This is a genomic window from Pedobacter nyackensis (genome assembly GCF_032678475.1).
GTDB lineage: Bacteria > Bacteroidota > Bacteroidia > Sphingobacteriales > Sphingobacteriaceae > Pedobacter > Pedobacter nyackensis_A.
This window is the reverse complement of record NZ_JAVTSF010000001.1, coordinates 474,460-487,377: the sequence shown is the minus strand read 5'-3', so window position 1 is coordinate 487,377 and position 12,918 is coordinate 474,460. Positions and strand designations below refer to the sequence as shown.

Genomic DNA, 12,918 nt, shown 5'->3' with positions numbered 1-12,918 from the left:
AGGTAAAAAAAAGACATCCGGATCTGGCTTTAGCCCGAATCCGGATGTTTGTATATAAATGGAAATGAAAAACTAAATGAACTTAGTGCCGAATTTAGCTTTTACATCCGCCACTACTTGCTTAATTGTTTGTTCCTCAGATCGTGGGCAGATCAGTAAGGTGTTGTTTGATTCTACAACAATATAGTCATGTAAACCTTGAAGTATAACCAATTTATCTTTAGGTACATTTACCATACAGTTAGAGGAATTGAACATCATTACTTTTTCAGCAGGGATAACTGCATTACCAACATAGTCATGTTCTGCAATGTCGTATATAGAAGCCCAGGTACCTAAATCGGACCAGCCAAAATCGGCAGGTAATACATAAACATTGTCAGCTTTTTCCATAATGGCAAAGTCGATAGAAATGTTTGTGCACTGTTGGTAGGCATCGCTGATAAAGCCCTTTTCGTTTTCAGTATTATAAAATGCCTTTCCCTGTAGAAATATTTCGTACATATCAGGAAGATGCTTAGAGAAAGCATCATTTATAGATTTGGCAGACCAAATGAATATCCCTGCATTCCATAGAAAATCACCACTCTGTATAAAAGATTTAGCCAGATCTATATTTGGTTTTTCTGTGAAAATTTTAACCTTGTGAATTTGGTTGTCCGTTTTTAGGGTATTGTCAATATATTGTATGTAACCATATCCCGTATCGGGTCTGCTTGGTTTAATACCAAGTGTAATTAGACAATTGTTTTCTGAAGCTGCTTTTAAAGATTGTTCTATTGCAGCTACAAAAGCATCCTGATTTGTTATGGTGTGGTCTGAAGGAGCTACAACTATGGTCGCATTGGGATTCAGACTAGCAATTTTCATGGAGCCATAAGAAATACACGGGGCGGTATTACGCATAATTGGTTCCGCCAGGATCTGGTTCTCATTCAGATCTGGTAATTGCTCCCGGATAATAGGAGTATATATTTCGTTGGTCACAATGAATATGTTCTCCGGAGGACATATTTTTAAAAAACGTTCGTACGTACTTTGTATTAATGTTTTTCCCACGCCAAAGAAATCTATAAATTGCTTTGGAAATTCAGTTCTGCTTACTGGCCAGAACCGGCTGCCCACACCGCCGGCCATTATTAATGCGTAATTATTCTTATTCATGATAATTAGAACGTTTTAAATGATACCTTCCTGAAGAAGGTCGTGCAAATGTACGATACCAAAATAACTTCCGGAGTCGGTAACTAATAATTGGGTGATATTATTCTCTTTTATGATTTCAAGAGCACTTATTGCTAAAAGATCTTTTTCAATCTTTTTTGGATTCGAATTCATTAAATCGCTCGCTTTAATATTACTTAAATCTGATTGTTTCTCCAGCATCCTTCTGATGTCGCCATCCGTAATGATGCCTAGAACTTCATTTGCTTCAATAACAACTACAGCACCCAATCGATTTTGACTAATTTCGATGATAACATCCTTTACAGATGCATTAGGACTTATACTAGGCTTTTGGTTTTTTACGGCCAGGTCCCCGGTTTTCAAATATAGTTTTTTACCTAAGGCGCCACCGGGGTGGTACTTAGCGAAATCTTGTTCGTTAAAATTCCTGGTGTGTAATAAGCATATGGCAAGAGCGTCGCCCATGGCGAGCTGAGCAGTAGTGCTGGTGGTAGGAGCAAGGTTATGTGGACAAGCTTCTTTTTCAACGTAGGTATTCAAAACCATATCTGCCTGTTTTGCCAGTTCGGAATCCAAATTACCAATCATGCCTATCATGATATTGCCAGATTGTTTGAGTAAAGGTGCTAATACTTTTATTTCTGGGGTATTTCCGCTTTTGGAAATGCAAATAACAACATCGTTTTTTTGAATCATACCCAGGTCACCATGTACAGCATCTGCAGCATGCATAAATATGGAAGGAGTGCCTGTAGAATTAAAAGTTGCAACAATTTTCTGCGCAATAATGGCACTTTTGCCAATTCCTGTAACGATTACGCGGCCTTGACTTTCGATAATTAAGTTAACAACCTTAACAAAATCATCATTTACATTTTTAATTAGCCCTAAAATGGCCTCAGCTTCCAACTGTAAAGTGCTGACACCCGCCTCGATAATAGATTTTTTACTTTTCAAACAGAATTTATTAGTATATTGATGCTTTGAATTAGTGCAAAATTATGTTATTTTGAAGTAAAAATAGCACTGAATATTTTATACACGAAATGGATGTGAAAAAGTCGTTGTTTGACAACTTACAAACCTTTTTTGGTTTTGACAATTTTAAGGGTGATCAGGAGTCAATAATCACCAATGTTCTTGAGAAGAAGAACACTTTTGTGATCATGCCTACAGGTGGGGGGAAATCCATATGTTATCAGTTACCGGCATTGATGAATGAGGGTACTGCAATTGTTATATCCCCATTAATCGCGCTGATGAAAAATCAGGTGGATCAGTTGAGAGCTTTTGGCGGGAGTGATAGTATAGCACATTTTTTAAATTCGTCTCTAAATAAGACGGAAATTGCCCAGGTTAAAAGTGATTTATTAAACGGACAGACAAAGCTACTTTATGTAGCACCTGAATCACTTTCTAAACAGGATAATATTGATTTCCTGAAGCTGATTAAAATATCTTTTGTAGCGGTAGATGAGGCCCACTGTATTTCTGAGTGGGGACATGATTTCAGGCCTGAGTATCGTAAGATCAGACAGGTGATTAGCGGGTTGGGGGAAGGAATTCCTATCATTGCTTTAACAGCAACTGCAACTCCGAAAGTTCAGCAGGATATCATTAAGAATCTGCAGATGAGCGACGCAACGCTCTTTAAGTCTTCATTTAACAGGCCGAACTTGTTTTATGAGATCAGACCCAAGCGTGACGTACTGAAAGAAATCATCAGGTACATTAAGTATAATACCGGAAAGTCAGGTATTATTTATTGTTTAAGCCGTAAAAAAGTAGAGGAGGTTGCAGAATCTTTAAATCTGAACGGAATAAAAGCCCTACCTTATCATGCCGGATTAGAACCTAAAGTCAGAGCTGAAACACAGGATAAATTCCTCATGGAAGATGTTGAGGTGATTGTTGCCACTATTGCCTTTGGTATGGGGATAGATAAACCTGATGTTCGTTTTGTGATCCACCATGATATTCCAAAAAGTATGGAAGGATATTATCAGGAAACAGGTAGAGCCGGAAGAGATGGTGGAGAAGGAGTATGTATCGCTTTTTATGCCCAAAAGGATGTCGATAAGCTGGCGAAGTTTATGAAAGATAAACCTGTTTCTGAAAGAGAAATAGGTACACAAATATTGAAAGAAGTAATTGATTATGCAGAATCTGGAGTTTGTAGAAGAAAACAAATCCTGCATTATTTTGGAGAGAATTTCAATGAGACTGGCTGTAATTGCATGTGTGACAACTGTAAAAAGCCTAAAAAACTGTTTGACGCTGAAGAGTCGTTGTTGGTCGTTTTAAAGTTGATTAAAAAAATAGGAGAGAAGTTTGACGATTCGCATATCCTGAATGTGATCATGGGATCTGAAACCGCACAGACTATAGCTTATGAACATAGCAAATTGCCTGAATTTGGGATAGGAGTTGTTGAGGGGGAAAACCACTGGAAGTCATTAGTAAGACAAGCTGTTCTGAATAATTTCCTTTCTAAGGATATAGACAATTACGGGTTACTGGGTTTAACGAACTCTGGACGAGATTTTATTGAAAACCCTTATAGTCTCAAGTTTATTTTGAATGAGCCAATTGAAAGTGCTGCTGACGATGATGAAGATGATGTAAAGCATGGTTCTGGCACGTTGGACACTCAGTTGTTACAACTGCTAAAGGATCTGAGAAAAAAAATAGCGAAACAAAAAAACGTACCGCCATTTGTTGTTTTTCAAGATCCTTCTTTAGAGGAAATGTGTACGCATTATCCAATAGCGATGGATGAGCTGAAACAAATTTCTGGCGTAGGTAATGGTAAGGCATTAAAGTTTGGTGCTCCTTTCCTTGAACTGATTAAAAAATATGTTGAGGACAATGATATTGAGCGACCAATAGACCTGATTATTAAAACACAGGCTAATAAATCGCAGTTAAAAGTATCAATTATTCAAAACATCGACAGGAAAATTGGCTTGGAAGACATTGCCAGGGCAAAAGGAATTACCTATGATGATATTTTAAAAGAAATAGAAGCCATAGTAAATTCGGGGACGAAGTTAAATCTGAACTATTTTGTAGATGAAGTAATTGATGAGGACAGACAGGATGAAGTGTTTGATTATTTTCAATCTGCTGAAAATGATTCTATAGATGAGGCATTGAAAGAATTGGGTGAAACTGATTATTCTCGCGAAGAGATTCAATTGATGCGTATAAAATTTATGTCTGAATTAGGGAATTAATAGAATATAATAACGATAATGATCAACTTTTCATTAGAAAAATTAAAACATACAGAATCTGGTAATTTCTTTTTAATGGCAGGACCATGTGCCATTGAAGGCGAGGAAATTGCTTTTAGTATTGCAGAGCGACTGGTGAATATAACCGATAAACTTGAAATTCCTTTTATTTTTAAAGGGTCTTATCGAAAAGCAAATCGCTCTAAAGGTGGTTCGTTTACTGGAATTGGAGATGAAAAAGCTTTGAAGATCTTAGAAAAGATCGGGAAAACTTTTAACGTGCCGACTGTAACAGATATTCATGAAAGCGTTGAAGCGGCTATGGCTGCGGCTTACGTTGATGTATTACAGATTCCGGCGTTTCTTTGTCGTCAAACGGATTTGCTGATCGCTGCCGCTAAAACCGGTAAGGTGGTGAATGTAAAAAAAGGGCAATTCCTTTCCGCTGGTTCTATGAAGTTTGCTGTAGAAAAGATTGTAGAATCAGGTAATAATAAAGTGATTCTAACTGATAGGGGGAATACATTTGGTTATCAGGATTTAATTGTAGATTATCGTGGACTTCCAGAGATGCAAAGTTTTGGTGTTCCTGTTGTAATGGATTGTACGCATTCTTTACAGCAGCCCAATCAGAGTTCCGGAGTTACCGGTGGTAAACCTGAACTAATTGAAACTATTGCAAAAGCAGCTATCGCGGTAGGTGCCGATGGACTATTTATTGAAACACATCCCGACCCTGCTAATGCAAAATCAGATGGTGCAAATATGTTACATCTTGATTTAATAGAGCAACTGCTGGTTAAATTGATTAAAATAAGAAAAGCGGTTGTTTAACCGCTTTTTTAGTTTTTAGTAATTAAAAAAGATGTTCTCCTATTTTGTTTTCGTTGAGCTTCTGTATCATTGTTAACAATAGGTTTTGTCTTTCCGTAACCTTTAAAGCTGAGTCTTTCAGATTTGATTCCATTTTCAATTAAGAAGTCGTAAACAGCCTTTGCACGTTGCAAAGAAAGTTTTTCATTTTGAATGTCGCTTCCTATATTATCTGTATGTCCTTGGATTTCTATCTCTATACTGGCATTGTTTTTTAGTAAGTCTACAAGTGTATTTAATTCTATTAGGGAAGCAGGTAAAATATTATACTCATTAGTATTAAAGAAAATATTTCGCATCACCATGGTTTTACCAATTACCAACTTATCAAGGTTCACCGATATAATAAATGGCTTATTGATATAAGCGTCATCAAGCTGGTAGTTTTCAGAGTAGAACAGATAACCATCTGCACTTACATTGAATGCATAATTGCCATTGATAGGCATTACCGCCAGGAAATCTCCGGTTGTTACTGAAGTATAATCATTATAGACCAACTGTTTAGTTTTTAAATCGACTACCTGAACTCTGGCTTCTAAAAACGCTTTTGTTTCTTTGTCGGTAACAATACCTTTAACATAGGTAATAGGAAGTGGTTTTTTACTTTCAGGCATTTTAAACTGGTAAATATCCATATCACCATAACCATGTTCTAAAATGGAAGAGAATAAACCATATGTTCCATCAGGGGATACAATTAAACCTGTTTCTTCATTAAAAGTATTGATTGGATAGCCTAGATTTTCTGGTTTAGACCATTTGCCGGTTTCGTTAATCCGGCTTAAGAAGATATCCTTGTCGCCCATTCCTGGCCATCCATTGGATGAAAAATATAAAGTTTTTCCATCAGGGTGTATAAATGGTGTATGTTCGTCGTAAGGGGTATTGATATCCGGTCCCAGGTTTTCTGGTACCGTCCAATATCCATCAGCATTTAATTTGCTTTTCCATATATCGTAACCACCTATTCCGCCAGGCCTGTTGCTAACGAAATACAAAGTGGTACCATCGGGACTAATAGCAGGTTGAGATTCCCAATAGGAAGAATTAACAGGTGCTCCTAAATTAAATGGCTCTCCCCAGTTTTTTCCATTTTTATGACTTACATAAATATCACACCTGCCGAATCCATCAGGACGGTTGCATCCCGTAAAAAAAAGATACATGCCATCTGGGGAAATTGATTGTGCTCCTTCGTTGTATTTTGATGTATTGATTTTTTCACTCAAAGGGATCGGTGTAGTCCACATGTTTTCCTTTCTGGTAGAAAGAAAAAAGTCTTCATTGTCATCGATTTTTCTCGTAAAAATCATCTGATTTCCATCAGCAGTCACAGAAGGAAAATAATCCCGGTATTTAGAATTGATTTGAGGTCCTATATTTACTAGTTCATACTTTATAGGATTTTTTAAGGCTTCAATAGCAAACTCGCAATCCTTTAAATATTTTTTCGCTTTGTTGATGAAATCAGGATCATCCCCTTTATAAGTATTTATAAAATGTGTGATATTTTTTAATGCGTTGGTATAATCACCGGTATATATTTCTGCTTCTGCATAACCGTAGTAAAATCGGGGCTCCAGATTGCCTCCTAAAACGATAGCTTTGGTATAATTTTGCCTGGCGAGTTCATATGCTTTGAGCTTTCGGTTAATATCGCCTAGTTGAATAAAGGCAAACTGAAATCCAGGATCTGCTTTTACTGCATCCTGAAGGAGTTGTACAGCCTGTTCATAATTATTGGAGTTCAGCTGTATTTGTGCTTTTTCAAAATTAGCCCGCGCTTTTTTATTATTAGTTATTTGAGCATTTGTTTTCTGTATGATAAAGAAAAGGAAGAGTAAAAGCGTAATTTTTTTCATCAACGCTACTTTGATAAGTTAACTGTAACATTAAATGTAGGGAAAAATAATAAATAAACTAAGGTATATTCAAAAACTTATGTGTCTGTAATGAGATTTCCCATTTTGGATTAGCCATCACATAGTCAATGATTAAAGGGGTAATTTCTTTAGATTTTGACCATTCTGGTTGCAGATACAATTTACAGTTTTCAGATACTGTTTCTGCATATTTCTCTGCCCATTCAAAATCACTTTTGTTAAATACAATTACTTTGAGTTCATTTGCAAACGGAGTGATGTCAGGTCGCGGAGCTTTGAATTTTTTCGGCGATAGGCAGATCCAATCCCAATCACCAGAAAGAGGGTAGGCTCCTGAAGTCTCAATGAAAGTCAATATCCCTTTTTTCTGCAGTTCTTTTGTGAGGTAGTTCAGGTTATAGATCAATGGCTCACCACCGGTAATGACCACTGCTTTACCTGGGAAGGAGTCTGCTTTGGCAACGATATCGTCTGCTAAAGTTAACGGATGCAGTTCTGCATCCCAGCTTTCTTTTACATCACACCAGTGGCAGCCCACATCGCATCCGCCTAAACGGATAAAGTATGCGGCTTTCCCTGTGTTAAACCCTTCTCCCTGTATTGTATAGAATTCTTCCATTAAAGGAAGTAATGTGCCGTCTTCTGGTATTTGATGTGCCATATTTAAGGAGGCAAAGGTAAATAAATATCTAATGAAAATGAGTTTATATGTATCTTGACGCTAATAAATGACCAACACATGAATAAGTTTAAATGGCATAGAATAGATACGGAAATACCAGGGGAAGAGTTTGTGAAGCAGATTGTGGTAGACGGAAAGAAATTGTGCCTGATAAAGCATGAGCATGAATTTTTTGTTGTACAAAACTATTGCCCACATGCAGGGGGTGTTCTTAGTGGGGGCTGGTGTAAAAATGGTCATCTCGTTTGCCCGATTCATCGTTGGGAATATGACTTACATACTGGTAGAGGGGCAGAAGGACAAGGAGACTATATAAATAAATATCCCGTAGAACTAAGGTCCGACGGGATATATGTAGGCTTTAAGGAAAGCTGGATTAAAAGATTGTTCGGTAGTTAACACCTAACTGTAAATTTCACCTTTCGCTGAAGCTAATGTATTTTTAAGTAAGCCAACAATGGTCATCAATCCAACTCCACCAGGCACAGGAGTAATCCATGAAGACTTAGGCGCAACATTTTCAAAATCTACATCACCAAATAATTTATAACCTGATTTTGTTTGCTCAGAAGTTTCTCTATTGATACCTACGTCAATTATAATTGCGCCAGGTTTAACCATATCAGCAGTTACGAAATTCTTTTTACCAATTGCTGCAACAATAATATCGGCTTGAAGCGCAAGTTCTTTTAGGTTACTGGTTTTACTATGTGTTAGCGTTACAGTACAGTTCCCCGGATTTGCATTACGTGCCATTAAAATACTCATCGGACTTCCTACGATATTACTGCGGCCAACAACAACACAATGTTTGCCTGCTGTATCAATCTGATAAGCCTGTAACATTAATAAAATACCGTAAGGAGTAGCTGGTATAAAGCAAGGAAGGTTACGCATCATTCTACCCAGGTTTACCGGATGAAAACCATCAACATCTTTACGATAATCAATAGTCTCTGTCACTTTCTCCGGATCAATGTGTTTAGGAAGAGGAAGTTGTACGATCAATCCATCAACACCTGCATCTTTATTTATTTCTTCAATCTTTTGTAACAACTCTTCTTCTGTAACACTAACATCATATCTGATTAAAGAAGATTGAAAGCCAACCTTCTCACAGTTTTTCATTTTACTGGCTACATAAGTCTCACTACCACCATCATTACCAACCAAAATTGCAACCAGATGTGGCTTTCTGCCACTACTAGCTAAAAAATCTGCAGCTTCTGCTGCTATTTCCTGTTTTATTTTTTCAGATGCGAATTTTCCGTCGAGTAACTGCATGTATTGATTGTGTTGTTTTTGGTTAAAATTTAGGTAAACTTAAATATATTGTGTTAATCCAGTTTTAATACTGCCATAAACGCTGTTTGAGGAATTTCTACGTTTCCAACCTGGCGCATACGTTTCTTTCCTTGTTTCTGTTTTTCAAGTAATTTACGTTTACGGGAAATATCACCGCCGTAGCATTTGGCCGTAACATCTTTACGTAAAGCACTAAGTGTTTCGCGGGCAATAACTTTTGCACCAATAGAGGCTTGTATCTTAATTTCAAATTGTTGACGAGGGATTAATTCTCTCAGCTTTTCACAAATCTTCTTTCCGAAATCGTAAGCATTACTACGGTGAATTAATGAAGATAAAGCATCAACAGGCTCTTCATTTAACAACATATCTAATCTTACCAAATCCGATTTGCGATAGCCAACCTGATGATAATCAAACGAGGCATAACCTTTAGAAATTGTTTTTAGCTTATCATAAAAGTCGAATACGATCTCGCCCATAGGCATTTCAAATACCAATTCAACTCTGTCAGAAGTCAGATAAGATTGATTGATGATAATTCCTCTCTTTTGGATACAAAGAGACATCACCGGGCCAACAAATTCGGCTTTTGTAATAATATTTGCTTTGATAAAAGGTTCTTCTACAAAATCTAATTTACTTGGGTCAGGTAAATCTGAAGGATTGTTTACGATTACTTCATCACCTTTTGTCGTTTTAGCAATGTAGGATACGTTGGGAACAGTCGTAATAACCGTCATGTCGAATTCACGTTCCAAACGTTCCTGGATGATCTCCATATGTAACATCCCAAGGAACCCGCAACGGAAACCAAAACCTAATGCCGCGGAACTTTCGGGTTCAAAGACAATAGATGCATCATTCAATTGCAATTTGTGCATTGCTTCTCGTAATTCCTCAAATTCATCTGTATCAACAGGGTAAATACCTGCGAAAACCATTGGTTTAACCTCTTCAAAGCCTTGAATTGAGTCTAGTGACGGTCTGTCAACTGTAGTAATTGTATCTCCAACTTTTACCTCACGAGCTTCTTTAATACCGGAAATAATGTATCCAACATCACCGGTTTTAACTACACTTCTTGGCGACATATCCAGTTTCAGGATACCAACTTCGTCAGCTAAATATTGTTTACCCGTGTTAATGAATTTAACTTTATCACCTTTTTTAATTTCGCCGTTAACTACTTTGTAATAGGCGATAATTCCTCTGAATGGGTTGAATACAGAATCAAAAATCAATGCTTGTAAAGGTGCCTCCGGGTCGCCAACCGGGGCAGGGACACGATCTACAATCGCTTGTATAATATCCGGAATTCCCATACCGGTTTTGCCTGATGCAGGAATAATATCTTCACGTTTACAGCCGATTAAGTCAATAATCTGATCTTTTACCTCCTCTGGCATTGCCCCAGGTAGATCCATTTTATTTAAAATGGGAATAATTTCAAGATCGTGTTCTAAAGCCAGGTATAGGTTTGAAATGGTTTGCGCCTGAATCCCCTGAGAGGCATCCACAATAAGTAGTGCGCCTTCGCAAGCAGCAATAGAACGCGATACTTCATAAGAAAAATCTACGTGTCCAGGTGTATCTATCAGGTTGAAGTTGTATTCAATTTCACCAACCTTATAATTCATTTGTATAGCGTGGCTTTTGATCGTGATACCACGTTCACGCTCTAAATCCATATTGTCTAGCAGCTGAGCCTGAGCTTCGCGCTGACTAATGGTTTTAGTGTATTCTAATAAACGGTCAGCTAAAGTGCTTTTACCGTGGTCAATATGTGCAATTATGCAGAAATTACGTATGTGCTTCATCAGTGGCGCAAAGATATGATTTTGACTCGATTATTTTATCGTAATTTCATCGATATCCGAATTGGATGGCAATTAATTACGATAAATAAGCGAATTATAGGTAATTAGTAGGTTTAATTACTGGCATTAGCTAACTCAATTAATTTTTTAACTGATTCACTGCTAGTGAGATCATAGCTGAATTCATCGGCAATAGTTCCCATAGTTAATCGAGGGTTTCTAAATAGCATGTTACTTTTAACAGGTGCTTTTGCTGAAGCATGAAATTCGGTTGCGCCAGTGGCTTGTATTAAGTCGGCGATATTATTTGTTGAAACACCTGCTCCGGGCATAATTATAATTCTTCCGTTGGCCTGTTTAATTAACTTGGCAATTGTAGCTGCACCTTTCATTGCTGATGATTCGCCCCCCGAAGTCAGTATTCGTTCGCAACCGAGGCTAATGATATCTTCCAATGCTTTTTCCAGGTCGTTACTCATGTCAAAAGCCCTATGGAAGGTAACAGGCATAGGAGCTGCTAATGCAATTAATTCAGCGCATCTGTTTAGGTCTACACTACCGTCGGCGTTTAAAATTCCAATTACAACTCCATCGCAGTTTAATGATTTACAGGTTTTTATATCCGTTTTCATTAATTCGAATTCCAAGTCTGAATATAGAAAGTCACCACCTCTGGGTCTTATGATCGGATATACTTTAATAGTTAGCATTTGTTTAGCCAATGCAATTTGTGCATAGCTCGGTGTAGTTCCGCCTTCAGGTAAATTATCGCACAATTCTACCCGTATTGCTCCTCCTTCTTGTGCAGCTAGCGCAGAACTTAAAGAGTTTGCGCAAACTTCCATGTTTACCATAGTTATCGCTTGATAAGGTTTTATAATGTTAATAATGACTTTTTCCAGGAATTAGCAAATCGTTTTGCTGTTCAGTACACACCGCATAACTAAAGCCTTTTTGAATAGCATAGGCGCCATATTCTCCTTTTTTGTTTAGCGCAAGAAAACCTACCTGTATATTTTTAGCGGTTTCTGGCTTTTTCTTGATGATTCTCATTACGGCTTCTTTACAGGCTTCCTGTGGAGGATAACCTTGTCTCATTAGCTCTACCACTAAAAAGCTGCCGACATTGCGGATTACTTCCTCTCCAACACCGGTAGATGTTGCCCCGCCAATCTCATTATCCACATACAGACCTGCACCAATAATCGGACTATCACCTACACGTCCATGTAACTTAAAAGCCATTCCGCTTGTTGTGCAAGCACCGGATAAATTGCCTTTGGCATCAAGCGCTAACATTCCTATGGTGTCATGATTGTATTGATTGCCTGGTAACTTGGTCGGTGCAACCTTGTCGTAAAGTTTGTTCTCAATATTCATAACAGGAGCATACTTAGCTGTCTTAAGCCATTCTTTCCATGCTTTTTCACTTTCTTTAGTCAGCAGGTTTTGCTTCTTAAAGCCATTCTCTAATGCAAACTGGAGTGCGCCGTCGCCAACGAGCATTACATGTGGTGTTTTTTCCATAACCATTCTTGCTACCGAGATTGGGTGCATAATGTGTTCTAGTCCTGCAACAGCACCACAGTTTCCATACTCATCCATAATACAGGCGTCAAGTGTTACGTGTCCGTCTCTATCTGGCAGGCCTCCGTAACCAACGGATTGGTTTTTAGGGTCAGCTTCCGGCACGCGAACACCTTTTTCAACAGCATCTAACGCTCTTCCTCCCGTCGATAGCACTTTCCATGCATCTTTGTTGGCTGCAATACCAAAATCCCAGGTCGAGATTACTATTGGTTTAACATCTACATTTAAGGAAGCAGGGGTGAGGGCTGCTATACTTTTTTTATCTATTGCAAGCAACGATGCGGAAATAGCCGTTGCTTTAATGAATTTTCTGCGACTAAACATATGGTCGTATATAA

General features: G+C 37.9%; 11 protein-coding genes. 3 read left to right on the top strand and 8 right to left on the bottom strand.

The genetic code is table 11. From position 1 onward, the window contains the following. Positions 1-72 precede the first annotated feature (72 nt). Together R2Q84_RS02020 and R2Q84_RS02015 are read right to left on the bottom strand one after the other, a co-directional pair. A complete protein-coding gene (locus R2Q84_RS02020) occupies positions 73-1,164 on the bottom strand; it encodes a mannose-1-phosphate guanylyltransferase (RefSeq protein WP_316814851.1) in 1,092 nt (363 codons plus the stop codon). A 15-nt stretch (positions 1,165-1,179) separates the two neighbouring features. Further along, positions 1,180-2,145 (bottom strand): KpsF/GutQ family sugar-phosphate isomerase, encoded by a 966-nt coding sequence (locus R2Q84_RS02015; protein ID WP_316814850.1) that lies wholly within the window; start codon positions 2,143-2,145, stop codon positions 1,180-1,182. Between the two features lie 89 nt (positions 2,146-2,234). Between R2Q84_RS02015 and recQ the strand changes: the two genes are divergently transcribed. Then, complete coding sequence (gene recQ, locus R2Q84_RS02010; protein ID WP_316814849.1) at positions 2,235-4,424, top strand: DNA helicase RecQ; 2,190 nt, start codon at positions 2,235-2,237, stop codon at positions 4,422-4,424. A gap of 18 nt (positions 4,425-4,442) precedes the next feature. Further along, entirely contained in the window at positions 4,443-5,258 is an 816-nt protein-coding gene (gene kdsA, locus R2Q84_RS02005) for a 3-deoxy-8-phosphooctulonate synthase (protein ID WP_316814848.1), read from the top strand. An 8-nt stretch (positions 5,259-5,266) separates the two neighbouring features. Here the strand turns inward: kdsA and R2Q84_RS02000 are convergent, their stop codons facing one another. Both R2Q84_RS02000 and R2Q84_RS01995 read right to left on the bottom strand, forming a co-directional pair. After that, complete coding sequence (locus tag R2Q84_RS02000; RefSeq protein WP_316814847.1) at positions 5,267-7,162, bottom strand: OmpA family protein; 1,896 nt, start codon at positions 7,160-7,162, stop codon at positions 5,267-5,269. Between the two features lie 58 nt (positions 7,163-7,220). After that, entirely contained in the window at positions 7,221-7,844 is a 624-nt protein-coding gene (locus tag R2Q84_RS01995) for a 7-carboxy-7-deazaguanine synthase QueE (RefSeq protein ID WP_316814846.1), read from the bottom strand. Between the two features lie 78 nt (positions 7,845-7,922). Between R2Q84_RS01995 and R2Q84_RS01990 the strand changes: the two genes are divergently transcribed. After that, positions 7,923-8,264 carry a Rieske (2Fe-2S) protein gene (locus R2Q84_RS01990; protein WP_316814845.1) on the top strand — a complete coding sequence of 114 codons (342 nt, stop codon included), beginning with the start codon at positions 7,923-7,925 and terminating at the stop codon, positions 8,262-8,264. A gap of 3 nt (positions 8,265-8,267) precedes the next feature. Here R2Q84_RS01990 and R2Q84_RS01985 read toward each other — a convergent pair whose 3' ends face one another. The 4 genes from R2Q84_RS01985 to R2Q84_RS01970 all read right to left on the bottom strand — a co-directional run bounded on the left by R2Q84_RS01985 (position 8,268) and on the right by R2Q84_RS01970 (position 12,904). After that, a complete protein-coding gene (locus R2Q84_RS01985; RefSeq protein WP_316814844.1) occupies positions 8,268-9,149 on the bottom strand; it encodes a bifunctional 5,10-methylenetetrahydrofolate dehydrogenase/5,10-methenyltetrahydrofolate cyclohydrolase in 882 nt (293 codons plus the stop codon). A 53-nt stretch (positions 9,150-9,202) separates the two neighbouring features. Next, entirely contained in the window at positions 9,203-10,990 is a 1,788-nt protein-coding gene (gene lepA / locus R2Q84_RS01980) for a translation elongation factor 4 (protein WP_316814843.1), read from the bottom strand. A gap of 113 nt (positions 10,991-11,103) precedes the next feature. After that, the gene (locus tag R2Q84_RS01975; protein WP_316814842.1) at positions 11,104-11,835 is read right to left on the bottom strand and encodes a copper homeostasis protein CutC; all 732 of its coding nucleotides are present in this window, start codon (positions 11,833-11,835) and stop codon (positions 11,104-11,106) included. A 37-nt stretch (positions 11,836-11,872) separates the two neighbouring features. Continuing rightward, a complete protein-coding gene (locus R2Q84_RS01970; protein WP_316814841.1) occupies positions 11,873-12,904 on the bottom strand; it encodes a N(4)-(beta-N-acetylglucosaminyl)-L-asparaginase in 1,032 nt (343 codons plus the stop codon). Positions 12,905-12,918: the final 14 nt, after the last annotated feature.